The sequence below is a fragment of the Streptomyces sp. NPDC101118 genome (assembly GCF_044759445.1).
Classification (GTDB): Bacteria; Actinomycetota; Actinomycetes; order Streptomycetales; family Streptomycetaceae; genus Streptomyces.
This window is the reverse complement of sequence record NZ_JBIVZG010000002.1, coordinates 223,262-248,231: the sequence shown is the minus strand read 5'-3', so window position 1 is coordinate 248,231 and position 24,970 is coordinate 223,262. Positions and strand designations below refer to the sequence as shown.

Sequence of the window (24,970 nt, the reverse complement as noted above, 5' to 3'; positions counted from 1 at the left end):
GATGGGCCCGCCCCACCGGGAAAGTGCCGGGCGTTCCGCGCGGCGCTGCGGCGTGGCGCCCTGACGGCCGGGCGGCAACGAAGGGGGCCGTCCACCCCTTGCAGTCAGGACGGGGCCGGGACCGTGGCGCCGGCGCGGGCGGCCAGGCGGTGGCCGGTCAGGCCGGAGGCCAGGAGGCCCAAGAGGAGCGCGGCGAGCGAGAGGGCGCCGCCCGAGGTCCAGTCGACGTCTCCGGCGCGTACGGCGAGCACGGCTCCGGCGGCGAGTGCGACGCCCGGTACGGAGATCAGGGCGGGGCGGACGCGGCGCAGGTCGTCCTCGGCGAGCGTGCCGAGGACGCCGGTGCCGAGGGCCAGGGCCCAGACGCCGAGGGACTGGGCGTCGGCGCGGTTCACCTCCCAGGGGACGAACTGCGCCCAGAAGCCCGGCAGGAACAGCAGGCCCGCGCCGATCCCGAGCCACGAGGAACCCAGGACCGCCACGAGCGGCCTGGACCAGGCGGGCAGCGGCACCGCCGGGCCCTGGAGGGGCGTGGCGCGCCGGGTGTACTGACGGGCGACGCAGAGGACGGCGGCCAGGGCGAGCAGGCCGAGCACCCCGACCCAGCCGAGGCTGAAGAGGGCGAGGAACAGCGGTCCGCCCTCGGCCGCCTGGAGCCGGCCGGCGTTGACGATGCCGACGGCGAACAGTCCGACCAGCACCGTGACCAGCGGGAACACCAGGGTGCGGGCCTCCTCCCAGACCCGGGCGCGGGCGATGGCGAGGAGGCCGGGCGCGGTGCCGAGCATGGCGGCGCCGACCAGGCCCGGGCCGACCGGTGAGGGTGAGGTCCAGGGGCCGGACACCTGGCCGGCGAGTGCGCCGATGGTCAGGAGGAGGCCGCTGAGCGAGCTGGTCACGGCTACCGTCACGGCCAGCAGGGCCACGGCGGGGGCCAGTTCGCGGCCGCCGCCCCCGGTCGTCTCCGTGGGGGTGGGGCCGGCGGTGGGGGTGCCCGTGCCGGTTTCTGCCGTCTCGCTCATCGGGGCTCCCTGGTCGGCGCTGGGGTGGGGGTGGGGTGGGGGTGGGGCGGGGCGGGCCGTGCCGCGGGGTGGTGCGGAGTCACGCGGCCGGGGCCGGGGTCTTGGCGCCGGCCGGGGGCGGCGTGGGCGTCCGCTTGAGGAGCTCCCGGGCGTACATCACGCGCAGGCTCACCACGGTGGTGGCGGCGGTGGCCAGGACGCCGCAGCCGATGGCGACCGCCGCGGACAGCGCGGTGGGCCGGTCCAGTCCCAGCAGGCGCTCCAGGGGCAGGGCGGCACCGCCGGAGAACACGGGCGCCAGCAGCAGGGCGACCAGGTGCACGCGCCACTCCTCGCGCGCCCAGCCGCGGCCCAGCCGGTGCGCCCGGCGCTGGCGCAGGACCATCACCGCGTACGTGGCGGCGTACGGCAGCAGGAAGCCCAGCAGCAGCCGGCGGCCCGCGGCGCCCCATTCCAGGAACGCGGCACCGATCCAGACCAGTGCGGGCAGGGCGGCGAGGTGCGCCACCAGGAGGACCCGCCCCGGCACCCAGCTCCCGGTGACGCCCGGCACCTCCGCGCGCCGGTCCAGGGCGCGGGAGGCGGCCAGGGCCCCGAAGGCGACGACCGAGCCGAGGTGCATCACGGCGACCTGGTTGACCTGCTCCATCGACAGGCCCGGCAGCACGTACGGCAGGGCGCCCCACTCCAGGCGCAGCAGCGGTGCGGTCATGAGGAAGCCGTAGCAGAGCAGCATCCAGCGCTGGTGCAGGTCGGGGTGGCGGCCCAGGGCGGCGATGATCCCGTAGGTCACGCTGAGCACGGTGCCGACCAGGATGGTGGCCAGCACGATCCAGAACGCGGCGCCGCCGAAGGCGTCCTCGGGTGCGGTCCTGGCGAGGTAGAGCGCGGCGCCCGCCATGGACGCGTACACGGTGACCGCGAAGAGCACGCCCGCGGCGCGGTGCAGGCGGGGGCGGCGGCGGAGCGCGGAGAGCAGCTGCACCGGGCCGAGGACCATCAGCAGCCCGCCCAGCACCGAGTGGACGACCAGCGGCAGCAGGCTGCGGCCGTACGGGCCGGTGCGGTCGGCGACGGCCTCGGCGACGTACTCGGGCGAGACCGTCTCCGCGAGCAGGCGTTCCCCGAGGGCGGGCGCGCCGGGGCGGGCGTAGGGCCACAGTTCGGTGGCGGCGACGGGGGCGTAGGCGAGGCAGACGGCCACGACGGTGACCACGGCCACCCGGCCCCAGGTGACGTTCCCCGGTCGGTGCACGGCAACTCCCCCTCGATAGTCCCCTCTGGACTATCGGGAAGGTAAGGGGGAGCCCGGCCCGGGGTCAACGGTGCGGCCGGGCCTCAGTGTTCGGTCGTGCGGCCGGGCCTCAGTGTTCGGTCGTGCGGCCGCGGTCGCCTCCGCGCCCGGGTGCGTCGTCGCCGCTCTCGCTTTCGCGGTCGGGTGCCTCGCCGCGGTCGCCTTCGTGTGCGCGGCCCGCGACCCACTGCCAGAAGTCGACCATCATGCGCTCGTAGCGGATGCCGAACTCCAGGGCCTCGCGCTGGCCGGGCGTGAGCAGGGCGCCCACGCCCTCGGCCAGCTGCTCGTAGTCCGCGAGGGTCCTGTGGTGCTCGTCGAGCTGGACCGGGGAGAGGACCTCGGGCCGCGCCCCGAACCAGAGCTTGAGGATGCCGCGTTCGCGGGCCTCGACGGGGACGAACTCCGGGTCCGCCAGCCATGACGCGAGGGCGGTGCGGCCGGCCTCGGTGAGGGTCATCAGCCGCCGGTTGCGCCCGCCGGTCTGCCGCGACTCGGACAGCAGGCCGGCCGCCACGAGCCGGTCGCACTGGGCGTAGACCTGGGCGTGGGGCATGGACCAGAAGGGGGCCACGGTGCGGGCCGCCTCGACCTTCACGTCGTACGGGCTGGCCTCGCCCAGCTTCTCGACGATGCCGAGCACGAGGTACGAGGGCGTGGTCAGCCGGGACTCGGCCATGGGAGCCTCCTGGCCGCGGGTCAGCCCTGCGGGGCGGGAGCGGCCTCGAGCTCCTCGAGCTCCCAGGCGTGGCGCTTGAACTCGCGCCGGAAGTCGGGGTGGTCCTCCCACTGGCGGGCGACGCCGCGCAGGACGTCCCAGTTGTGCTCCAGGGACTGGTCGATGATGCCGCGCATCTTCGGGTCGGCGGTGGCGCGCTGCTCGATGATGCCCTTGATGGCGGAGGCGCCGAGGACCGTGTTGCGGAGGGCGCGCAGGGCGCGGGAGGTGTCGTCCATGCCCCAGCCGTGGTCGTTGCCGTCGGCCGGGTCGAAGACCGGGGTGAGGCGGGCCTCGATGAAGGCGGTGATCCGCTCGAAGTGCTGCACGTCCACCGGGGCTCCGTCTCCTGCCGTGCCGCGGTTCGGGCCGGCATCGTCTTGCGTGTGTGTCGGGTGGCCGCGTTGCTTTCACGGGCCGAGGTGCAGGATAGCCGCGATCTTCGCCGCGGACCGGGTCCGCCCCGGCCCGGGGTGGCTCCCGGGACGGGGCGGACGGTGGTGTGCGCCGGGCACGGCCGCCTGGTGTGCGCCGGGCGCCGCCGCCGGTGGTGTGCGTCAGCGGCACTGGCCGGTGCGCGGGCCCTGCACGGTGGTGCCGGTGAGCACCGGTTCCGGTTCGTTGCGGTCGCAGCGCAGGGGGCCGGTGACCGTGCTTCCGGAGACCTCCACGCCGCCCACGTTGTCCGCCAGGGTGACGGGGCCGCGGAGGGTGTTGCCGGTACAGGCCGGGCTGCCGGTGTCCGTGCTGCTCGTGCCGATGCGGACCGGGCCCGTGGTGCCGGTGGCGCGGACGGCTCCGGTGACCTCGGTGCCGCAGAGGCTGAGGGCGAGGGCGCCGTCGGCGGTGATGCCGCCGCTCAGGGCCGCCCCGTCGGCGGCGAGGGCGCCGCCGGTCTCGATGGTGATCCGGCCGGCCTGGCTGCCGCCGGGCCCGATGCACAGCGCCTGGCCCGCGCCGACCGTGAGGGTGCCGGTCCGGGCGGTGGTCACGCAGGGCTCGCTGAAGCCCACGGTGACCTCGGCGGGTGCCGGGGAGGTGCTCGGGGTGTACGCCGGGTCGCCGCCGTAGCGTGCGGTGAGGGTGTGGCCCCCGGGCAGCAGGCCACGGGTGGAGAGCGTGGCACGGCCGTCGGTCAGCGCCACGGTGGCCAGATCGGTGCCGCCGTCGGCGAACGTCACCGTCCCGCCGGGCTGCCCCGCGGCCGCGCTGTCCGGGGTGACGGTCGCGGTGAGGGTGACCTCGTGGCCGAAGAGCGGGGCGGCCGTGTCCGTGGTGAGGGTGAGGGACGTTCCGTAGCGGAAGGTCACGACGGCCCGGCCATTGCCCTGCCGGACGCCCTGGGCGAGTCGGGCGTCGGTGACGGTGGGGGCCGCGTGGCCGCTGCCCCCGCCGCCTCCGGCGCCGTACAGGTTGCCGGGGTTGCCGCCGCCGGAGCCGCCTCCGCCGCCGAACCAGCCGCCGCCACCGCCTCCGCCGCCGTTGCCGCCGCGGGCCCCGTTGCCGCCGGGGCCGCCGCTGCCGGGGTTGGGCAGGCCGGTGTTGGGGGCGGTGTCGCCGCCGGGGATGCCGGGGCCGCCGAGGAGGGAGTTCGGGCTGCCGGTGCCGTGGGCGGTCCCGGTCGCCCCGCCGCCCGCGACGCCGGAGCCCTCGGGGCCGCCGCCCTGGCCGCCCGGAGCGCCGGCGGGGCCGCCGCCGTGGCCGCCGTGCAGCAGCGGGCCTCCGTTGCCGGCACCGCCGCCGCCACCGGCCACGAGGACCCGGTCGGCGGCACCGAAGGAGCCGGTGCGCAGGTCGGTCGCGCCGCCGCCGGAGCCGCCGCCGCCGTGGGCGCCGCCACCGCCGGCTCCGTGTCCGTACCCGCCGGGGCGCGCGTACTCGCCCCGGCGGGAGGAGCCCGGTGTGCCGGCCGCGCCGACGGTGATCTGGAGGCGTTCGCCGCCGGTCACGGGGAGGGTGCCGGTGGTCCGGCCGCCGAGGCCGCCGGGTGCCCCGGTGTTCGGCGGGTTGGGGGTGACGTAGCCGGCGGCGCTGCCGCCCTCGGCGCCGTACAGGTCGACGGCGACGGCCGCGACGCCGTCGGGGACGGTGAAGGTGTCGGTGCCCGGGCCGTCGTACGTGCAGGTGGGCGGTACGGCGGTGAAGACCCCGGCGCTGCCGCACGGTGACGCGGCGGCGGGGACGGGGTCCGCGCCGGCGGCCGGGGGTGCGAGGAGGGCGGCGACGAGGCCGGTCGCCGCGGCGGTCAGGAGGATTCCGGCTCTGCGGATGTTCAACTGCGTTCCCTGGTCAGGAGGGTGGGCTCGGGCTCGGGCTCGGGTGCTCAGACGCCGTCGTCGGCGCACAGGGCCCAGACGTCGGAGTAGGTGTTCGGCGAGCTGCCGCCGCCCGTGTGCGTGAAGGCGCTCCAGTACGCGGCCGTGGTGGTGCCGTCGGAGACGGGGGTGCCGCCGGAGTCGCTGGGGTAGCTGCCGTTGAGGTGGTCGCCGACCGAGCCGGGGCCGGTGAAGTTGACGGAGGTGACGCTGCCTCCGCTGATCGCGGCGCCGCCGCTGACCAGCTTGCCGTCGTTCTGGCCGCAGCCGACGGTCACGGTGGCCCCGCTGGTGGCGGCGGTGGGGCCGCTGACCTCGCTGAAGCGGACCTTGACCGTGGCGCCGCTGACGTCGATGTTGTTGCCGCTGCAGATGGCGTACGCGTAGGTGGTGTTGCCGCTGTTGCCGCCGCCGCCGTTCCAGCCGACCGCGGTCCAGGAGTCGGGGTTGGTCTCGCCGTCGGCGGCGGCCTTCTGGCCGTAGCCGTGCGCGCTGTCGTTGAACGTGGGGAAGCTCGCGATGGGCTTGAGGCTGCCCACGCTGGCGGGGGTGATGCGGGCGCCGCCGCCGAGCAGGCGGGTGTTGGCGGGGCAGGTCGCGGTGACCAGGCCGACGGTGCCGCTGGTGGTGGGGCCGGCCAGCTTGTTCATCACCACCTGGGTGTGGTTGATCAGGTTGCTGGTGAAGCACATGGCGTAAGGGGTGCTGGAGAAGGAGGCGTTGACGGCGCCGCCGCTGCCGCCGATGCCGAGCCAGTAGGTGACGTCGGTGCCCACGACGCCGGTGGAGCCGGTGTACTCGGTGCTGCCGTCCGGGCTGGGCGACGTGCCGTTGATCTTGTTGCCGTTGGATGAAGTGCCGGTGCCGATGGCCTGGTTGATGCCGCCGCCGGAGATCAGGCCGCCGGCGCACTGGGCGCTGGTCGAGATCTCGGAGAAGGGCGAGCCGGGGCCGGAGGTGGCGCCGGGGGTCTTCACCGTGACGCTCACGGTGTTGGCGTACGCGGTGCCCGGGACGGCCAGCACGAGGACGGCGGCGGCGAGCAGGGCCTTGCGCAGAGCGGCGCGCGGAGGACGCGGGGATGCCATGGGGCGCTCCGTTTCGGAGGAGATGGGCTGCGGGGACGTGCGGGGCCCGTGGGGGCGTGCGGTCCGGGTGAGCGGTGGGGACGCGGGGTGCGGCGTACGGCGGGGTGGCCGGTGCCGGGCAGGCGGGCCGCCCGTCGTGCGGGGCCCGGGCCTTGGGGAGGTGCGTCGCTCGTCTCGGAGGGTGTCGCGGCGTGGCCGGGGTCAGGCGACCGGTCCGGGGTTCCGGACCGCCCCGGACCAGCGGTTGGCGCGTTGCACCTGCGGACTATAGCAGCGCTTCAGGCTCGCAAATCCATACCCTGATGCGAAAATTCCTCGCAGATGCGTTACTTACTGGTAGCCGGGGGAACGCGCCCTTCCGCCCGTCGGGCAGGACGTCGCGGCCGTCCGGCCGACCCGTGACGAGATCGAGCGGCACCCCGGGGCCCCCGGACCGACCTCTCCCCGAGCCCGTCTGGTCCCCGGCCCCGGCCGCGGCCTGCCGACGGGCTCGGAGATCCGTACGACGCCGCGGCCCGGCGCCCGGCGGTTCCCCCAGAGATGGGCTCCGCGACGCCGGGAATGGCCCGTGACCAGGGATGATGCCCACCATGGCCATCGACCCCGACCGCGTTCCGCTGCGTGCTGCCCACCCCACACCCCTCGTGTTCACGGCGGGTGCGGCCGTCGGCGTCCTGGGCGGGATGGTCGGGCTGGGCGGCGCGGAGTTCCGCCTGCCGCTCCTGATCGGCCTGTTCGGGTTCGCCGCACTCTCCGCAGTCATCCTGAACAAGGCGATGAGCCTGGTCGTGGTGCTGGTCGCGCTCCCGGCCCGCATGACCGCGGTCCCGGCCTCCGAACTGGCCTCGCACTGGCCCGTCGCGGCCAACCTGCTGGCCGGGAGCCTCGTCGGAGCGTGGGCCGGAGCATCGTGGGCCGTCCGCATGCGCAGCACCACCCTCCACAGGGTGCTGGCGGGCCTGATGGTGCTCATGGCCCTGGCCCTGGTGCTCGCCCACACCACCGTTCTGGGCGCGCCGGCCCTGCCCACGGCGGCGCAGGTCCCGCTCGGGGTGGCGGCCGGCTTCGGCATCGGGGTCGTCGCGGCCGTGATGGGCGTGGCGGGCGGCGAGCTGCTGATCCCGACGGTCGTCCTGCTGTTCGGCCTGGGCGTCAAGACGGCGGGGAGCCTGTCGCTGCTGGTGTCGTTGCCGACGATGCTGGTCGCCTTCGCCCGCTACAGCCGCGACGGCAGCTTCGCCGTCCTCGGCGCCAACCTCCTCTTCACCCTGGTCATGACCGCGGGCTCGGTGGCCGGAGCGGCCCTGGGCGGCCTCCTGCTCGGGGTGTTCCCGGACCTGCTCCTGATGCCCGCACTCGCCGTGATCCTGCTCGTCTCCGCCGTCAAGCTCGCCCGGCACGACTGACGCCCCGCCGCACGCCCGCACCCCGCGCGGGACGGGCGGCCGGCGTACGGCCCCGGGCACGCCCCTCCGGACGCGCGCGCCGTCGCCTCAGTACGCGACCCCGACGGCGCGGCGGTGCGTGTCGGGGGCATCGACCAGGGACAGCATCGCGTGGGCGACGTCCGCGCGGCCGATCGTGCGGGCGCTGCGCGGGTTGCCGTCCAGGGCGGTGCGGTAACGACCGGTAGCGGGGCGGTTCTTCAGCATCGGGGGGCGGACCGCGGTCCAGTCCGTGCCGCTGCGGGCCAGCTCCGACTCCATGACGGCGAGGTCGGCGTAAACGGGTGCGAACACCTTCTCCACCAGCATCCCCACCATCCGGTCCACCAGCGGCTCGCCGGGCGGGGGCGTGCCGAGCGGCGCGGCGCTGACCACCAGCAGCCGGCGGACCCCCGCGGGTTCCATCGCGGCGAGCACGGCCCGGGTGAGGGCGGCCGCGATGCCGCCGGCCGCGTCGGCCCGGCTGCGTGCGCCCAGCCCGGAGAGCACGGCGTCGTGCCCGGCGAGGGCCCCGGCGAGCACGGCCGGATCGTCGAGGCCGGAACGGTGCACGGCGAGACCCGCGCCCTGCACCTGGAGCCGGGACGGATCCCGCACCACGGCCGTCACGTCGTGCCCCGCCGCCAGCGCCTGGCGAACGATCTCCTGGCCGACCCCTCCGGTCGCGCCGAACACCGCGAGCTTCATCGCGTTCCCCCTCCATCGTCGCGTTCCCCACCCCGGGGTGAATGACGCTCAACTTAGCCGGGTCCGCCGGAGGAGCGGCCGCCCGCCCCGGGTCCTCCGGAGGGGCCGTCCGCGAGCCCCGGCGAGGGGGACAGGAGGGTGAACAGGCCGTCAGGGCCCGGCGCGCCGCACCCCGCCACCGTCCGTCCACCCGCCGTCCGGCCTCGGGCCGGCTCCCGTCCATCTTTCGTCCACCCGCCGTCCACCCGCCGTCCACCCGCCGTCCGGCCCACCTCCGTTCGGCCTCCGGCCGGCCTCCGTTCCGCGTCCGGGACAGCCGCCCCGGCGGTCCCGGACCGCCCCGCGCCGCACTCGGCGCCCCTCGCGCCCCGGCGGGCCCGGGGGCCCCACGGCGGCCTCCTAGGGTGCTGAGCGCAGACCGGCCCCCGACCCGTGGGGCCGGCCCGACGCGCAAGGAGAGCACCGTGATGCGAAACGTTCGAGGACCGGGATCCCGCACGCGCACCTGGACGGCCGCCGCCGCGGCCGCGGCGGCCCTGACCACCACCCTGGCGACCGGGACCGCGCAGGCGGACGCGGGCGGCTTACCCTCGGCACCCGGTTCCACCGTCGCCGCCTTCGAGGGCGGGACGCTCGACATGGCCGGGGACTGGGGTGCGGCGAAGGCCTGCCTGGTCTGGCGGGCGGCGGGCACGGTCGAGTGCTTCCGGACGCTGGGCGAGCTGCGGGCCGTCGAGGCCAAGCTCGCCGGCCGTGCCGCGGGCACGGGGGCGCGGCCCGCCTCCGGGGCACTGGCGGCCTGCTCCTCGCCGCTGGAGCTGTTCGAGCACGGCTGGTTCGGCGGCCGCCGGCTGGTCTTCTACGACCGCGGCTACTGGCAGAACCTCGGCGGCTGGGGCTTCAACGACCAGATGTCCTCGTACAAGGTCGGCGCCTGCTATGCGCACCTCGCCGAGCACAACGACGGCGTGGGCTACTGGTACCCGGGCAACACCGCGCCCTGGGCCCAGGAAGGCGCGCTCCGCTCCGGCTGGAACGACCGCGTGAGCTCCATCAAGCTCGACTGACCGGGGTCCGGCCGCCGGCCGGACCGCGTGCCGCGCGGGTGTCCACTGCCCCGCCCGCGCGGCACCACCGTCCCGACTCCGGTGCCCCTGACAGGAGTTGACCCTCCTGTGTAATGTCACATCGCATGATGGTCTTACGTCGCGCCGCGCTCGCGGCCGCCCTCCTCAGCGCACTCGCCGCCGCCCTTCCCGCAGGACCCGCTCTCGCCGCCGGCGCCGCCCTGCCCGGTGACGCGCCCGCCGCTCCCCCGTGCCGCACCGACCCCGCCGTGGTGCCGGACGCGGAGCAGGCCCGGCTCACGGATCCGCGTACCGCGGCCCTGATCGAGCGTGGGGACCTCGACGCCTTCGTACGCCGCTTCCCGGCCGCCCTGTGCACCACCCGTGACGCCGCCGGGGCCGAGGGGCTGGTCCGGGTCTGGGGCGAGGCCCTGTTCGCGGCCGCGGTGGAACGGGCCCAGGGCCGACGGCAGGGCGGTGACCTGGCACCGGGCGACGACCGCCCGCTGTACTGGGCCCGCCTGGCGATGACCGTCGGACTGGCCCGCTGGCAGCCGGGGTTCCCGGTCGACCGGGACGCGCTGCGCACCGCCTTCGAGGACGCCTCACGGGGCCTGACCGGCAACGGGTTCCGCGGCACGCCGGGCGTCCGGCGCCTGTTCGTCAGCGGTTTCGACCCCTTCGGCCTCGACGCGGAGCTGCGCCGGGCCAACCCCTCCGGCTCGGCGGCGCTCCGCCTCAACGGCCGCCGCATCACCCTCGCCGACGGCACCCGGGCCGAGGTCCGCGCCGTCGTGCTGCCGGTGCGCTACGGCGACTTCGACCGGGGCATCGTGGAGCGCGCGTACCGCCCCCGGATGACCCCGGGACCGCGCGCGGCCGACCAGATCACCAGCATCAGCCAGGGCTACCCGGGGCTGTTCACGCTGGAGGAGTGGGCGGCCCGGGCCCGGTCGGCCGACCCGTACCCGGACAACGCCCGCGCCCTGTCCGGCGGCACCCGCGAGCACCCGGTGGTCCCGGCCGGGGTCGGCCCCGGCGCCGAGTTCATCAGGACCAGCCTGCCCACCGGACCGATGACGGCCGTGCAGGCGCCGTTCCCGGTCCGGCTGAACGGCACCGTCACCGAGATCCCGGCCGGGGAGACCCGGCCGGCGGACCGCCCCGACGGCCCCACCCCCGGCTCACGCGCGGTGGCGGGCGGGGGCGGCGGCTACCTCTCCAACGAGGTGGCGTACCGCTCCAACCGGCTGCGCCTGGAGCTCAGCCCGGGCCTGCCGGGCGGCCACCTGCACACCCCGGTGCTGACCGGCCTGCCGGCCGATCCGGCCGAACTCACCGGCCCCGCCTTCGAGGAGAACGAGACGGCGATCGCCGACCAGGTGCTGGCCGTGCTGCGGCATTCGGCCGACGGGCCGCACTGATCCGGCCGTCCCCCGGCCCGGTCCGGGCCGGTGCCCCGCACAATGGGGTCCGGCCGGCACCCGGGCCGGCCTCCTCCACGGGGCCGTGCCGGCGGGCGGGCGACGGGCCGCACGACGGCCCGGACGGCCGGGAGGAACGGGGACGTGGACGGGATGGACGGCATCGACGGGGTGGACAGGGTGGACGGCGTGGACGGGACGGCGGGGACGGCCGCGGTAAGGGTGGAGCGGGACGGGCCGGTGTTCACCGTGATCCTGAGCAGGCCGGCGGCGCGCAACGCCGTGGACGGGCCGACCGCCGAGGCGCTGGCCGCGGCGTTCCGCGCGTTCGAGGCCGACGAGGACGCGGCCGTCGCCGTGCTCTGGGGCGAGGGCGGCACGTTCTGCGCCGGCGCCGACCTCAAGGCCGTGGGCACGGAGCGCGGGAACACGGTCGCCGCGTCCGGCGACGGGCCGATGGGGCCCACCCGGATGCGGCTCGGGAAGCCGGTCGTCGCCGCCGTCGCCGGACACGCGGTGGCGGGCGGACTGGAACTGGCGCTCTGGTGCGACCTGCGGGTGGCCGAGGAGGACGCGGTGTTCGGGGTGTTCTGCCGCCGTTGGGGCGTGCCGCTCATCGACGGCGGCACGGTGCGGCTGCCCCGGCTCGTCGGCGAGAGCCGCGCCATGGACATGATCCTCACCGGGCGGCCCGTGCCGGCCGCCGAGGCGTACGCGATGGGGCTCGCCAACCGCCTCGTGCCGCCCGGGCGGGCGCGCGAGGAGGCCGAGGAACTGGCCCGGCAGATCGCCGCCTTCCCGCAGCTCTGCCTGCGCCACGACCGGCTCTCGGTACGGGAGCAGCACGGGCTGCCCGAGCCGGAGGCGCTGGCCAACGAGTACCGGCACGGCCTGGTGCCGTTGAGCGCCGGCGAGACGCAGGCGGGCGCCGACCGGTTCGCCGCGGGGGCGGGGCGGCACGGGAGCTTCGGGGGCCGCGGGGGCTCCGGGGGCTGAGGCCCGTACCTCACCGCTCACGCGCGCCCGGACGGCCCGTGCCGCACCGGCACCTGACGGGCCGTCGTCCGGACGCGGCCGAACCCGGCCGAAGGGGGCGTTTACGGCGCCCTGACGGCCATGGACCACAATCGGGGCATGACCGCTCACCTCCCCCACATGGACCAGTCGCCGCCGGACCACGGGCCCGGGTACCCGTCGGCGTACGAACCCGGGTACCCGCAGCCGGAGTACGGGCCGGGCCACGCGTCCGCCCCGGGGCCGCAGTACGGGCAGGGGACGCAGTACGGGCAGGGAGACGCACAGGGGTACGGGGCTCAGCACGGGCAGGAGTTCGGCGGCGCGGCGTACGGCCGGGAGCAGGGCCTCCGGTACGGGCAGGAACACGGCCAGGAGTACGGCGAGGAGTACGGCGAGCAGTACGGCCAGGAGTACGCCGACGAAGCCCCCGGGCAGGAGCCGGCCGCGCTCTCCCCGCTCTACGCCTGGGCCGGCACGGGCGAGGGGCCCGACCCGCTGCCGATGGTGCACTTCACGACCGACGACCAGGAGGTCGCGCTCACCCCGGAGGGCCTGGGCCGCTGGCCGTTCCACGAGGCGATCCGGGAGGGCGGCTGGTACGCCTTCACGGACTACGACGGCTGGGCGGTCCCCGCCGAGACCTGGGGCGCCGCCTACCGGCGCGAGGACGACATGCTGGTGGTGAGCGGTCCCGGACTGTGCGCGGCCTGGTACCAGGGGTCGCTCGGCGCGACGGAGGAATGGGTGGCGGCCGCCACCGCGGCGCAGAGCGTGGTGCTGCTGACGGCTCCCGTCCAGCACCCCTCGATGTACGGCTACGCGGTCGAGGCGGGGTACGCCTACGCGCTGATCGTGCCGCTGGCGGTGGTCTGACGCCGGGCCGGGGGTGGCGGTTCCTGGCACATGCCGGGAACCCCCGAATCATCAGATCATCATCCTGTATAAGTTGACCGCTGCCGATTACTGCAGCGTTCAACCAGCAGGGGGGATCCACCCAATGAGGAAGACCGCCGTCCTCGTCGCGGCCGCCGCCATGGCCGCCTCCGCGTTCGCCGTCCCGCAGGCCACCGCCGCCACCCACCAGGGCGGACTGCACTTCGGCGCGCTCCAGTTCGACGGGCCCGGCGCGGACCTGCCGCGCACCAACGCCAAGCTCAACGCCGAGTACGTCGACCTGCACAACAACACCGGCAGCTCGGTGCAGCTCCGCAACTACAAGGTGAAGACGGCGTCCGGGTACGTGTACACGTTCGGGTCCTTCACCCTGGGCGCGGGCAAGACGGTCCGCCTGCGCAACGGCCAGGGCACCAACACCGCGTACACGGTCTACCGGAAGAAGGACAACTACTGGTTCAACAACTCCAGCGGTTCGGTGAACCTGTACACGCCGGCCGGCACCAGGAAGGACAGCTGCTCCTGGCGGGCGAACGGCCGCGGCTACACCACCTGCCACTGATCCGGCCACGGCCGGACCCCGGCACGGAACGACGGGCCTCCGCCTCCCGGCGGGGGCCCGTCGGCCTCCCGGACCGGGCGGGCGCGCCGCGGCTCATGCGGCGCGCCTCACGCGGCGCCGCCGACCCCGGGAGCGACGAACCGCCGGTGCAGCGGGGTGAGGACCACCTCGGGCTCGCCGGACAGGCCGGTCTCCTCGACGGCGGGCAGGATGCGGTTGCCGAAGAACTCCTCGAACTGCGCCGGGGACTCCCAGACATCGGTGACGTGCAGCGCGCCGCCCTCGAACCACGCCACGTGCAGCACCGCCCCGTCCGGCAGGTCGTCCTCCCAGCCCACCCGCGCGCGGACCGCGTCGTACTGCTCCGGCTGCACCCCGTCCCAGCGCATCGACATCACCACGGCCATGGGGTTCCACCTCCTCGCGGGCCCCGCGGCGGGGCCCAGACCCAGTAGGGCGGCGCGCGGCGGTCGGCACACCCGGAGGTGCGCCGTTCGGACCCGGCGGGCATGATCCGCGGAGCCGGCGGACGGGTGCCGCGGACCGGCCGCCGTCGCCCTCCGCGGACCCGGCCGACACGCTCCCCGGCCCCCCGAGCGCGGCGCAAGGGGTTTCCTCCGCCCTGGGTCGGTATCCGGCCGTTCTCGCCCCCGCCGGGCCGCGGCCCCGGTACGGGTGCCCTCCCCGGGCCCCGGTCCCGCCCGGCCGGCCAGGTCGGCCGGTTCTCGCTGCTCCTCCCCCACGGCTCCGCTGTACTCGCCACTCCACCGATCCCAGGGGCTGCCGCCCCCGGTTCCGCACACCCGCGGACCGGGGCGGTCCGGCGTGCCCGCACGCGCCCCCGGGGCCGGTGCCGTCCGAGGACCGAGGCGTGAGGAGCAGCCGATGGAGCCGATGGAAGCGTCACGAACACCGCAGACGCAGCAAGGGGAACAAGGGCAGCAAGGGCAGCAAGGGCAGCAGGAACTGCCGGGGCAACAGGCGCGGCAGACCGGCCGGGAGGAGCGGCGGAAGCCCGCCGACCCGCCCGAGTTCAGCTACTCCGCGGGCACGCACAGCAAGGTCATGGAATCGCTCTCCCTGCGCCGGATGGCTGCCCGGCTGCCGTCCGCGCTCGGACAGACCGCGCGGATGGCCTGGCAGACCGATCCCCGCTCCCTGGTCTGGCTGGTCGCCGGTCAGATCACGGCCGGGGTCTGTACGGCGGCCACCCTCGCGGCGGTGTCCGACGCGATGGGCCCGCTGCTCACCGGCGGCGACGCGGGAACCCGCATCGAGGCCGCGGCCGCACCGCTGGTCACCGCCGCGCTGACGGCCGCGACCGGCACGGTGGCCCAGATCGTGTCGGGCAGCGCCGCGCGCCGGCTCACCCCGCGCCTGGCCACGCTTGCCGACCTGGCGATGGTGGACGCGCACATGGACGTGGAGGTCGGCGCGTACGACCAGCCGGGCTTCACCGACCGCTCCGAGGTCGCCGGGATCGGGGCGGCCCGGTCCACGATGCTGGTGAAGGACGCCATGGCCTTCACCAACGGGCTGGTGAACCTGGTCGCGGTGGCCGGGGTGCTCACCGTGGTCCACCCCGCCCTGCTGCCCCTGCTGCTGCTCTCGGTGGTGCCGCGCGGCCTGGGCGCGCTGATCGCGGCCCGGCTGGACTACTCCCTGCACAACGAGACCAACGCCTCGCGCAACATCCGCGGCATGATGCGCTGGTACCTCACCACCCACAAGCTCGCCGACGAGCTGCGGTGCAACTCGATGCGCCCGTACGCGCACCACTGGTACGCGACGGTCTGCGGGCGCATCGACGCCAAGCTGATCGGCTCGGCGCCGCGGTTCCTGCGGGTCTCCCTCGTCGCCGCGGCGCTCGGCGGCCTGTTCCAGGCGGGTACGTGGGCGGCGCTCGCCGGACTGGTGCTCGGCGGGTACATGGCGCTGGCCGCCGCGGGCACGGCGATCGTCGCGATGCGCACGTCGGCCACGGCGCTGTCCTCGCTGGTGGTGTACGGGGCGTACATGTTCCAGCACGCCCTCTACCTGGAGGACTACCGCGGTTTCCTGGAGCTGGCGGCCTCGATGTCGGGCCGGCGGGGCCAGGCGGTGGCGGGTCCGCCGGCCAAGCTGGTGCTGGAGGAGGCGGCGTACACGTACCCCGGCAAGGACGCGCCGGCGCTCGGTCCGGTGAGCCTGAGCCTGTCGCGGGGCGAGATCATCGCGGTGGTGGGTGAGAACGGCGCCGGGAAGTCCACGCTGATCCGGCTGCTCACCGGGCTGACGCTGCCCGGCGAGGGCGAGGTGTACTGGGACGGGGTGCCGACCCGGGACGCCGACCAGGAGAGCCTCTGGGCCCATGTCGGGCTCGTGGCGCAGTCGTTCGCGTACTGGCCCTTCACCGCACGCGAGAACATCACGCTCGGGCAGCCGGACGGGCGGGGCGAGGCCGCGGTCTGGGAGGCCCTGGACGCGGTGGGGATGCGGAAGGCGGTGGAGGACTTCCCGAACGGCCTCGACACCCTGCTGGCGCGCTCGCTGTGGGGCGGGCACGAGCCCTCGGGCGGGCAGTGGCAGCGGCTGGCGTGCGGACGGGCCTTCCACCGCAGGCCCACGCTGCTGATCATGGACGAGCCGACCTCGGCGATGGACGCGCGGGGCGAGCACCGGATCTTCAGCGGGCTGCAGGCGATGAAGGACGAGCGGATCACCCTGATCGTCACGCACCGGATGGAGAACTGCCGACTGGCGGACCGGATCCTGGTCCTGGAGGCGGGCCGGATCACCGAGCAGGGCTCCTTCGCCGAACTGGTGTCCCTGGACGGCACGTTCGCCGAGCTGTACCGGCTCTCGCAGGAGCGGTAGGCGGCTGACGGCGGACGCCCCGCCCCGCCCGCGCGGGGCGGGGCGGGGCGGGGCGTCCGTCCGGCGTACCGGCGTACCGGCGCACCGGCTACCAGCCGAAGCGGCGGTCCACCTCCTGCGCGAACTCCTCGTAGGTCAGCACCGAGTCGCCGTTCTTGTCGGCCGCGTCGAAGAGCGCCGAGGAGGCGTCCGCGTCGCCCAGGCCCCAGAACGGCAGGTCACCGCCGGCGGCGAGGGTCGGCCCCTTGGCGCGCAGGGCGGAGATCACCTCCGCGCGGGTGAGGAGTCCGTCCGCGTTCAGGTCGAGCGCGTCGAACAGCTTGCGGGCCTTCTCGCTCATCACGTCATCCCTCTCACCGGAGGCCCCCGTGGCCCCGTCTGGTCACAACCGCCCCCCAGTGTGGTGCACCGGGTGCGGGGCTCTTCGGGCGCCCCCGCCTTACGGCTGCCCCGCCCGGGAGGGCCCGACACGGCCGCGCGGGGTCGGGTACGGGCGGCCGGGCGAGCCCTCGTACGCGGTCTTGTCCCGTCCCGGGCGCCTCGCCATACTCACCGGGCAGCGCTTGTCAGGAACACGCCATTCCTGAACGCGCCTCACAGGGCCCCACCACCCAGGGGGCCCCGATGCTCCGAGGAGGAGACCAGTGAGGATCACGCGCAACGCTTCCACCCCCACCCCGGCCCCCACGCGCACGCGCACCGCCAGGGGCGCCGCGCTCGCCGCCGCCGCGACCGCCCTGGTCGCGGCCGCCGCACTCGGGACGCCGACCGCCACCGCGGCCGCCCCGGCCGCCGACGCGGCACAGCTCTCCAGGCTCGACCAGGCCGTCCTGCGGGCCGACGTCGGCGGCACCGCGTGGCGGGTGGACCGGGCCACCGGGACGGTGGTCGTGACCGCCGACAGCACGGTTTCGGCCGCCGAACTGGCCCACATCCGGAAGACCGCGGGCGCCGACGCCGCCGCGCTCCGCGTCGAGCGGGCGAAGGGCACGTTCACCCCGCTCCTCGGGCCCGGCGACGCCATCTACGGCAGCGGGTACCGCTGTTCGGTCGCCTTCAACGCCGTCAGCGGGGGCACGTACTACTTCCTGACGGCCGGCCACTGCGGCAACGTGGTCAAGACCTGGTACACCAACTCCGCCCAGAGCACGCTCGCTGGACCCACCGTCGGGTCCAGCTTCCCGGGCAACGACTACGCGCTGGTCCGGTACGACAACGCCGGCCTGAGCCACCCCGGCGGCTACACCGCGGCCGACCCGTACGTCGGCGAGCCGGTCAAGCGCAGCGGCTCCACCACCGGCACCCGGAGCGGCACGGTGACGGGCCTCGACGTGACCGTCCACTACAGCGGCGGCGGCACGGTCCGCGGCATGATCCAGACCAACGTCTGCGCGGAGCCCGGCGACTCGGGCGGCGCGCTGTACGACGGCACGAAGGCGCTGGGCATCACCTCCGGCGGCAGCGGCAACTGCTCCTCCGGCGGCACCACCTTCTACCAGCCGGTGAAGGAGGCCCTGGCGAAGTACAGGGTCTCGCTGTACTGATCCGGGCGCCGCGCGCGCCTAGGCTGTGCGGGGTCCGGGCCCACACCCGAACCCCGCCCCTGCGTCCGGAAAGCCACCGCCTTGTACGTCGCCCGCTCCGCCGCCCTGTTCCTGCTCGCCGCGCTGCTGGAGATCGGCGGTGCGTGGCTGGTCTGGCAGGGGGTGCGCGAGCACCGCGGCTGGGCCTGGATCGGAGCGGGGGTCGCGGCCCTGGGCCTGTACGGCGTCGTCGCCACGTTCCAGAGCGACGCGGACTTCGGCCGCATCCTCGCCGCGTACGGCGGCGTCTTCGTCGCCGGTTCCCTGGTCTGGGGCATGGTCGCGGACGGCTACCGCCCGGACCGCTGGGACGTCACGGGTGCCGTGATCTGCCTCGCGGGCATGGCGGTCATCATGTACGCGCCCCGGGGCCGCTGACCTGGCGCCTGCGCAGCATCCGCCGCAGCCGCAGCCAGATGTCGCCGACGACCAGGACCCAGACCGCCGCGACCGCCGCCCAGGTCGCGGCCACGGACCCCAGCCAGAAGCCGTCGAGCGGGGCGGCGACGCCCACGACCGCGGCGACTCCCGCGAGCCAGGCCATCAGGAAGGTCACCCCACCGATCCAGCCGGCCACGGTCCCGTCGGGGAACTCCGCCAGCCCGACGGCCTGGCCGCCCACCACCCGGCAGGCAAAGACGAATCCGGCGAGGACGCCGAGCACGACCACCGGCACCTCACGGACGGGGGCGCCCGAACGCGCGTCGAGGCCGGCGCTGGGATCGACGACGGCCACGACTCCGGCCAGAGCGAACAGCAGGATGGTCACGGCGCCCACGGACGGGCGCGGGAACAACGTCAGCAGCCGGCCCTCGGGCGCCGTACTCACGGGCGCGGCCGGGCTCCCGCCCCGGGGCGCGGCGGACCCCGCGGGCGTGGCGGTCGTGGGCAGGAGGAAGCCGAGCAGTTCCAGCGCCTCTTCTGGGGTCGGGAGTGGGCCGGGGCCCCTGTCTCCCGATGCGGTGAGGTGGTCGAGGCGCCCGGAGACCTTGACGATCACCTCCCCGAGCGCCTCGTCCGGTTCCGCGCACTCGGCCACGATCGCCGGGGCGTCCCGAGGCGACAGCGAAGCGAGGGTGATCAGCGCGGGTCGCAGCTGCGGCGGGTTCTCGGCCTGGGCCGCGTGCACGGCTTCGAGGGCGACGAGCTCGGCCCGGCGCGGCGCGGCCCCGGCCAGCGCGTCGGCGACGCACCACAGCCGGGCGACGTGTTCGCCGCCCTCCTCGCCCATGAACAGCATGGCGATCCGCTCGGCCTGGTCGGGGTCGACCGGGCCCAGGAGCTTGGCGAGTTCGACGAGCGTGTCACGCCGGACGAGTTCGTCGGGGATGGCGAGGGCCAGTTCCACGGCCCGCTCGGGAATCACGGAACCCAGTGCCTGGGCCACCACCGCGGTACGCGAGGGCTCGTCCTGGATGAGGCCGACGAACTGCCGGAACAACGCGGGGTGGTGCGCGGCGATCGTGCCTCCGAGCCGGGCCAACAGGTCGTTGCCCTCCTTTCCGAAAAGGCAGTTGAGCATCATCCGAATCCAAAACTGCGGCTGGCCACCGGTGACGAGCGAGGCCTCGGCCGCGGTCTTCATGGCCAAGTCCCGCGCGGGACCATGAGGGATGGTGTTGGCCACCTCGACGGCACGGCGGGGATCGCACTCGGCCACTCCTTCGGCCACATCAGCCAAGGCAGCCGCGCGCACGCTGGCGTTCGGAATGCTGCGGGCGACGCGCTCGGCCCGGGCCCCGTCGACGGCGGCCATCCCCCGGACGACGCACCTGAGGGCTTTCCCGCGCCGTCCCGGGTCGGCGATGCCGCGTGCGGTCCGCTCGGCCGCTTCGACCAGCCGGAGAGCACGGTCGGGGTCCACCGCGACCAGGTACGAGCCGAGCGCTGCCCAGAGATCGGCCCGCGCCTCGATGTCGGTCACGGCCTCGACCTGACGCTCCGCCGCCTCGGCGAGCAGCACGGCGCGCTCGGGCAGGGCGGGAGCGACCGACCGCGCCAGACGCGCGAGGCACACGGCACGCAACGGTCCGGTGCCGACCCGCTCGATGAGCTCCAGCGCCTGGTCGAGCAGGAGGCCGACCGGATCACCGGGGTTGTCGGCCCGCTGCGCGGAGAAGGGGCCGTCGGACAGCCGGGGGGAGGCTCCGGCGCCTCCTCGGTCTCCGGCTCCGCCCCCGCCGTCGGACGCGCCCCCGACCGGGCGGGGCTCCCCTGCCGCGACACCTGCCCCGCCAGGTTCCTCTCCCTCTCCCCCGGCAGCGTCCGCGTCCGGCACAGTGGCCACCCGCTGCGAGATCATCGTCACGACCTGCGGTGGCAGCCACACCGACGGCGTGCCACCGAACGCGGCAATCCGGTCCAGGAGTTCCGTCACTCCGGGCCGGGCCTCCGGGGTCTTGGACAGGCAGGCCGCCATGACGCCCGCCAGGCCGTCCGGGAGGATGTCCAGCCCCATCAGGTCCGGGGGCGCGTGGACCACCCGGTAGCCGACCTCGGCCGGGCTGCCCGTACCGAAGGGGCTCCGGCCCGCGGCCGCGAAGACCAGGACCGAGCCCAGCGAGAACACGTCGCTCGGCGGGCCGACCGGGCGGCCGAGCGCCTGTTCCGGGGACATGTAGGGCGGAGTTCCGACCATCGACCTGGTGTGCGTGTCCGTCATGGCATGCGCGATGCCGAAGTCGATCACGCGCGGGCCGTCGGCGGCCAGGATCACGTTGCCCGGCTTGAGGTCCCGGTGTACCAGGCCGCAGGCGTGGATCGCGGCGAGGCCCTCGGCCAGCCCGGCGCCCAGGACCCCGATCGCCGTGGCCGGCAGCGGTCCCTGGCGGGCCACCGCCTCGTGCAGCGAGGGGCCCGGCACGTACGCCGTGACCAGCCAGGGCGGGTCCGCCTCCGGGTCGGCGTCGACCACCTGCGCGGTGTAGAACCCGCCGACCCGGCGCGCCGCAGCCACCTCCCGCGCGAACCGCTCCCGGAACCGCGCGTCGCCGGCGAACTCCGGGCGCACCACCTTGACCGCGACCGGCCGGCCGCCGGGAGACCGGCCCAGGTACACCCTGCCCATCCCGCCGCCGCCCAGCCACCCCTCCAGGCGGTAGGGGCCGACCTCGCGCGGGTCCCCGGCGCGCAGCGGCTCCATCGGCGCTCCCCTCCTCGCACCGGATCACCGGTGACGGCTCCCCAGCCTTCCAGAGAACGACCGGGCGCCGGAGGGGTTTCGCCCCGGTCGGACGACGGTCAGGCCCCGGTCGCAGGCGCTGTCAGCCGGTGCCACAGGAAGGTGTGGATCAGGGCCTCGTTCCAGGCGGTCTGGTCGTGGTTGGTGGACGTGGCGTGGCCGCCGCCGAGGTGCTCGTGGAAGTGCACCCGGTGCCCGAGGTCCCGCAGCCGGGCGGCCATCTTGCGGGCGTGCCCGGGGTGGACGCGGTCGTCGCGGGTGGAGGTGAGCAGGAGCAGCGGAGGGTACGGGCGGTCGGCCTCCGCGCGGTGGTACGGGGAGAGGTCCGTCAGGTGCGGGCGGTCCGCGGGGTCGTCCGGGTCGCCGTACTCGGCGGTCCAGCTGGCCCCCGCGAGCAGCTTGTGGAAGCGCAGCATGTCCAGCAGGGGGACGGTGGCGACGACCGCCCCGAACAGTTCGGGGTAGCGGGTGAGCATCGCGCCCATCAGCAGGCCGCCGTTGCTGCCGCCCTCGATGCCGAGGAGCTCCGGTGTGGTGTAGCCCCGGTCGACGAGGTCCCGGGCGACGGCCGCGAAGTCCTCGAAGGCGCGGGGGCGGTCGGCCTTCAGCGCCGCCCGGTGCCAGGCCGGGCCGTACTCCCGGCCGCCGCGGATGTTGGCGACCACGTACGTGCCGCCGCGGGCCAGCCAGGCGCGGCCGCGTACCGGGCTGTAGTAGGGAAGCTGGGAGACCTCGAAGCCGCCGTAGCCGTAGAGCAGGGTGGGCGCGGGGGCGGCGGGGCCCTGCGGGCCGTCCTCGGGGCCGATGACGAAGTAGGGGACGCGGGTGCCGTCGGCGGATTCGGCGAAGTGCTGTGCCACGGCCAGGCCTTCGGCGGCGAACCGGGCCGGCGAGCGCCTGAGGGTTTCGCTGCCGGCCCCGATCTCCCCGCGGTGCAGGGTGGCCGGCTGGAGGAAGCCGCTGACCACCAGGAAGTACTCGTTCCCGGTGTCCGGGTCGGTGTCGGTGACGGTGGCCGTGGCGTGCGGTGGTACGTCGGCCAGCGGTTCCCGGCGCCAGCCGTCGGCGGGGGTGAGCACCTCGAGCCGGGCGCTGACGTCGGCCAGGGTGTGCAGGATGAGGTGGTCGCGGGTCCAGCAGTGGCCGGCGAGCGCGGTGTTGCCGTCCGGGGTGAACAGCACGGTCGCGTCCCGCCCGCCCGCGAGGAACTCCTCGAAGCCGAAGGCGAGGAGGGTGCCCGCGGGGTGGCCCAGCCAGGGGGACTTGGTGGTGACGACCAGCCACTGCCGGTGCGCGTACGCGGCCGCGTCCTCCGGTACGTCGATCCTGCGCGGCGTGCCGCCCCCGTCGGGGCCCGCGCCGTCGAGCAGGAACAGCTCGCGGTGCCAGAAGTCCCGCTGCCGGGAGAGGAAGTGCCGCTCGAAGCCGGGCGTGCGGTCGTACCAGCCGGCGGCGGACAGGTCGTCGGCGTCCGCCGCGTACACGGGCTCCGCCGCGGAGAGCGGGGTGCCGCGGCGCCAGCGGCGGACCTCCCGGGGGTAGCCGGACGCGGTCATGGAGCCGGGGCCGAAGTCGGTGCCGACGTACACGTGGTCGCGGTCGATCCACCCGATCGTGGTCTTCGCCTCGGGGACCTCGAAGCCGCCGGGCGTGAACTCGCGGGTCACGAGGTCGTACTCGCGCACGACGACGGCGTCGGCGCCGTCCCGGGAGAGTTCGACGAGCGCACGGTCGTGGTCCGGGCGGAGGGTCTGTGCGCCGGCCCAGACCCACTCCTCGCCCTCTTCCGCCGCGAGGGCGTCGAGGTCGAGGAGCACCTCCCAGTCGGGCCGCTCCGTGCGGTACTCCTCCAGCGTGGTGCGCCGCCAGAGGCCGCGCACGTGCTCGGCGTCCTGCCAGAAGTTGTAGAGGTGGGTGCCCCTGCGGCGGGTGTACGGGATGCGGTCCGCGGCGTCGAGCACCTCGCGGACCTCGCGGGTGAGGCCGTCGAAGAGGGGGTTGCGGGTCAGCGCCTCCGCGGTCTCGGCGTTGCGGGCCCGGACCCAGTCCAGGGCGGCTTCGCCGGTCACGTCTTCCAGCCACAGGTACGCGTCGTCGTCGGTCACCGGACGATTGTGCACCCTGTGCCGGGGCGTGCCCGCGGCGCGGGGTCAGCGGCGGCGCTGGGCGGCCAGCAGGGCGTCGGAGACCAGGCGGACACCGCGGGCCAGGCGGCCGAGCTGCTCCAGCTCGATCGCGTACATCCTGATCGTGTTCTCTATGACCGCGTCCACGACGCCGAGCGCGGGCAGTTCGACCCGGCTGGTCTCCAGCGCGACGCGCACGGCGCGCATCTCGTGCTGGATCTGGAGCTGCGCGTGGCGGGCGAGGAGGACGTGGTGCCGGGTGAGCGTCGAGTAGCCCGCGTAGCGCGCGGGGAGGAGGTCCCGCAGCCAGCGGGTCGCCGTGCGCTCCCAGTCGTGACTGCCGGGGGACTTGACCTGACAGGGCCAGTCGGGGCTGAGCGTGATGGTGGCCGACATAGACATACTCGTCGCTGCTTCCAAGGGTGCGGGACTCGGAAAGGCGGCCCCGGTCTAAGGGGTGACCGGGGCCGCCGGTGGCGCTCTGCGGGATGCGAGCCCGTAAGGGACGCCTCGGCCCGGCGCGAGGAGGGAGCGTCGGAACGTCGGCGTTCCAGGAGGACGTAGGGGATCGTCCTCCCTGGCATCGGGTGAACGACCCGAGCGCAGTACCGAGTAAATATATATACCGTCGAGTACGCAAGGGCATGAAAAATTTCATGCGACATCGGAGCATGAAAATCCGACCGCAAAATCGCCGCGAAACGGGTCCTACAGGAAGAAATTGTGCTGCTCGGCCACCTGCTCGTAACCTTCCAGCCGCGCCTGCGTCCGCTCCGGGTCGGCATCGGCCATGGCCTGGAGCAGGGCGGCGGCGAGCACGCCGGGTGCCGCGTACGAGTCGAAGACGAGCCGGGAGCCCGTTCCGGCGGTGAGGGCGACGTCGGCCTCGTCCACCAGCGGGCCCAGGGTCAGGTCGGTGATCAGCGCGATCCGCAGCCCGGCGCTCCGCGCGGCGCGCATCGCGGCGAGGGTCTCCTTGGCGTGCCGGGGCATCGCGAAGGCCAGCACCCAGGTGCCGCCGGCCGCGCGGGACTGGAGCAGGGCGTCGTACGCGACGCTGCCGCCGCGGGTGACCAGGCGCACGTCGGGGTGGATGCGGCGGGCGGCGTACGCGAAGTACTCGGCGAGCGAGACGGAGATGCGCAGGCCCAGCACGGTCAGCGGGACGGACCGGGCCAGGTCGCGGCCGATGTCGAGCACCCGGTCGGTGTCGGCGAGCAGCCGGCGGACGTTCTCCAGGTTCTCGATCTCGGCGTCCACGGCCGCCTGGAGTTCGTTGCGGCGGTTCTCGTCGCCCTCGGGCGCACCGGCGACCGCCTTGAGGGCGAGCGGCTGGAGCGCGTCGCGCAGGGCGGGGTAGCCGCTGAAGCCGAGGGAGGTGGCGAAGCGGGTGACCGAGGGCTGGCTGACACCGACCCGCTCGGCCAGCTCGGTGATCGAGAGGAAGGCCGCCTCGGTGAGGTGGTCGATGAGGTACTGCGCGATCCGCCGCTGGCCCGGGGAGAGCCGCCGGCCGTCGAAGAGGCCACGGACGCGATCCGCCGGAGCGCGCTCGACGTCCACGGGCTGCCCGCCGGGAGTGATCGCGGCAGCCTGTGCGCGTTCCTGCTGGCCCGATGCCACCGTCCGCCTCCCTCTCGACCCACTGGGAGTTCAAACATAGCTCACTCACCGTGTCCGGCCGGGCGCGC

22 protein-coding genes are annotated in these 24,970 nt (G+C 75.2%); 9 read left to right on the top strand and 13 right to left on the bottom strand.

Annotation, left to right across the window (positions count from 1 at the left end):
• Positions 1-104: 104 nt before the first annotated feature.
• The 6 genes from ACIQUQ_RS04055 to ACIQUQ_RS04030 form a co-directional block, all read right to left on the bottom strand.
• On the bottom strand, positions 105-1,022 hold the full coding sequence (locus ACIQUQ_RS04055; protein WP_403971056.1) for a hypothetical protein: 918 nt from the start codon (positions 1,020-1,022) through the stop codon (positions 105-107).
• A 79-nt stretch (positions 1,023-1,101) separates the two neighbouring features.
• Positions 1,102-2,277 (bottom strand): DUF2306 domain-containing protein, encoded by a 1,176-nt coding sequence (locus ACIQUQ_RS04050; RefSeq protein ID WP_403971054.1) that lies wholly within the window; start codon positions 2,275-2,277, stop codon positions 1,102-1,104.
• Positions 2,278-2,386: 109 nt separating this feature from the next.
• Entirely contained in the window at positions 2,387-2,995 is a 609-nt protein-coding gene (locus tag ACIQUQ_RS04045; protein WP_403971052.1) for a helix-turn-helix transcriptional regulator, read from the bottom strand.
• A gap of 20 nt (positions 2,996-3,015) precedes the next feature.
• The gene (locus tag ACIQUQ_RS04040) at positions 3,016-3,369 is read right to left on the bottom strand and encodes a hypothetical protein (RefSeq protein WP_403971050.1); all 354 of its coding nucleotides are present in this window, start codon (positions 3,367-3,369) and stop codon (positions 3,016-3,018) included.
• Positions 3,370-3,591: 222 nt separating this feature from the next.
• Entirely contained in the window at positions 3,592-5,310 is a 1,719-nt protein-coding gene (locus ACIQUQ_RS04035; RefSeq protein ID WP_403971048.1) for an Ig-like domain-containing protein, read from the bottom strand.
• A 47-nt stretch (positions 5,311-5,357) separates the two neighbouring features.
• Positions 5,358-6,437 (bottom strand): hypothetical protein, encoded by a 1,080-nt coding sequence (locus ACIQUQ_RS04030; protein ID WP_403971046.1) that lies wholly within the window; start codon positions 6,435-6,437, stop codon positions 5,358-5,360.
• 590 nt (positions 6,438-7,027) lie between these two features.
• On the opposite strand from ACIQUQ_RS04030, the gene ACIQUQ_RS04025 reads away from it, so the two are divergent.
• Positions 7,028-7,843 (top strand): sulfite exporter TauE/SafE family protein, encoded by an 816-nt coding sequence (locus ACIQUQ_RS04025; protein ID WP_403971044.1) that lies wholly within the window; start codon positions 7,028-7,030, stop codon positions 7,841-7,843.
• Positions 7,844-7,930: 87 nt separating this feature from the next.
• Here ACIQUQ_RS04025 and ACIQUQ_RS04020 read toward each other — a convergent pair whose 3' ends face one another.
• Complete coding sequence (locus ACIQUQ_RS04020; RefSeq protein ID WP_403971042.1) at positions 7,931-8,569, bottom strand: NAD(P)-dependent oxidoreductase; 639 nt, start codon at positions 8,567-8,569, stop codon at positions 7,931-7,933.
• Between the two features lie 467 nt (positions 8,570-9,036).
• Between ACIQUQ_RS04020 and ACIQUQ_RS04015 the strand changes: the two genes are divergently transcribed.
• The 5 genes from ACIQUQ_RS04015 to ACIQUQ_RS03995 all read left to right on the top strand — a co-directional run bounded on the left by ACIQUQ_RS04015 (position 9,037) and on the right by ACIQUQ_RS03995 (position 13,533).
• Positions 9,037-9,636: a hypothetical protein gene (locus ACIQUQ_RS04015; RefSeq protein WP_403971040.1), complete on the top strand. Its 600-nt coding sequence runs from the start codon at positions 9,037-9,039 to the stop codon at positions 9,634-9,636.
• Between the two features lie 125 nt (positions 9,637-9,761).
• The gene (locus ACIQUQ_RS04010) at positions 9,762-11,060 is read left to right on the top strand and encodes a pyroglutamyl peptidase (RefSeq protein ID WP_403971038.1); all 1,299 of its coding nucleotides are present in this window, start codon (positions 9,762-9,764) and stop codon (positions 11,058-11,060) included.
• A 153-nt stretch (positions 11,061-11,213) separates the two neighbouring features.
• Complete coding sequence (locus ACIQUQ_RS04005) at positions 11,214-12,056, top strand: crotonase/enoyl-CoA hydratase family protein (RefSeq protein WP_403971792.1); 843 nt, start codon at positions 11,214-11,216, stop codon at positions 12,054-12,056.
• Positions 12,057-12,194: 138 nt separating this feature from the next.
• Positions 12,195-12,950, top strand: a complete 756-nt coding sequence (locus ACIQUQ_RS04000; protein ID WP_403971036.1) for a hypothetical protein — start codon at positions 12,195-12,197, stop codon at positions 12,948-12,950.
• A gap of 124 nt (positions 12,951-13,074) precedes the next feature.
• Positions 13,075-13,533 (top strand): lamin tail domain-containing protein, encoded by a 459-nt coding sequence (locus tag ACIQUQ_RS03995; protein ID WP_403971034.1) that lies wholly within the window; start codon positions 13,075-13,077, stop codon positions 13,531-13,533.
• A gap of 107 nt (positions 13,534-13,640) precedes the next feature.
• Here ACIQUQ_RS03995 and ACIQUQ_RS03990 read toward each other — a convergent pair whose 3' ends face one another.
• Positions 13,641-13,940, bottom strand: coding sequence for a hypothetical protein (locus tag ACIQUQ_RS03990; protein WP_403971032.1), 300 nt, complete (start codon positions 13,938-13,940; stop codon positions 13,641-13,643).
• Between the two features lie 478 nt (positions 13,941-14,418).
• Between ACIQUQ_RS03990 and ACIQUQ_RS03985 the strand changes: the two genes are divergently transcribed.
• Complete coding sequence (locus tag ACIQUQ_RS03985) at positions 14,419-16,389, top strand: ATP-binding cassette domain-containing protein (protein ID WP_403971030.1); 1,971 nt, start codon at positions 14,419-14,421, stop codon at positions 16,387-16,389.
• Between the two features lie 88 nt (positions 16,390-16,477).
• On the opposite strand, the gene ACIQUQ_RS03980 is transcribed toward ACIQUQ_RS03985, so the two are convergent.
• Positions 16,478-16,729 carry an EF-hand domain-containing protein gene (locus ACIQUQ_RS03980; RefSeq protein WP_403971028.1) on the bottom strand — a complete coding sequence of 84 codons (252 nt, stop codon included), beginning with the start codon at positions 16,727-16,729 and terminating at the stop codon, positions 16,478-16,480.
• Between the two features lie 304 nt (positions 16,730-17,033).
• Here ACIQUQ_RS03980 and ACIQUQ_RS03975 point away from each other — a divergent pair, with 304 nt between their 5' ends.
• Together ACIQUQ_RS03975 and ACIQUQ_RS03970 are read left to right on the top strand one after the other, a co-directional pair.
• Positions 17,034-17,933 carry a S1 family peptidase gene (locus ACIQUQ_RS03975; protein WP_403971026.1) on the top strand — a complete coding sequence of 300 codons (900 nt, stop codon included), beginning with the start codon at positions 17,034-17,036 and terminating at the stop codon, positions 17,931-17,933.
• 81 nt (positions 17,934-18,014) lie between these two features.
• The gene (locus ACIQUQ_RS03970; RefSeq protein WP_403971024.1) at positions 18,015-18,350 is read left to right on the top strand and encodes a YnfA family protein; all 336 of its coding nucleotides are present in this window, start codon (positions 18,015-18,017) and stop codon (positions 18,348-18,350) included.
• Here ACIQUQ_RS03970 and ACIQUQ_RS03965 read toward each other — a convergent pair.
• The 4 genes from ACIQUQ_RS03965 to ACIQUQ_RS03950 form a co-directional block, all read right to left on the bottom strand.
• Entirely contained in the window at positions 18,325-21,114 is a 2,790-nt protein-coding gene (locus ACIQUQ_RS03965; RefSeq protein ID WP_403971022.1) for a serine/threonine-protein kinase, read from the bottom strand. The genes ACIQUQ_RS03970 and ACIQUQ_RS03965 overlap by 26 nt on opposite strands.
• Positions 21,115-21,212: 98 nt before the next feature.
• On the bottom strand, positions 21,213-23,258 hold the full coding sequence (locus ACIQUQ_RS03960; RefSeq protein ID WP_403971020.1) for a prolyl oligopeptidase family protein: 2,046 nt from the start codon (positions 23,256-23,258) through the stop codon (positions 21,213-21,215).
• A 45-nt stretch (positions 23,259-23,303) separates the two neighbouring features.
• Entirely contained in the window at positions 23,304-23,675 is a 372-nt protein-coding gene (locus ACIQUQ_RS03955; protein WP_403669206.1) for a hypothetical protein, read from the bottom strand.
• A gap of 312 nt (positions 23,676-23,987) precedes the next feature.
• Positions 23,988-24,902: a MurR/RpiR family transcriptional regulator gene (locus ACIQUQ_RS03950; protein ID WP_403971018.1), complete on the bottom strand. Its 915-nt coding sequence runs from the start codon at positions 24,900-24,902 to the stop codon at positions 23,988-23,990.
• Between the last annotated feature and the right edge of the window lie 68 nt (positions 24,903-24,970).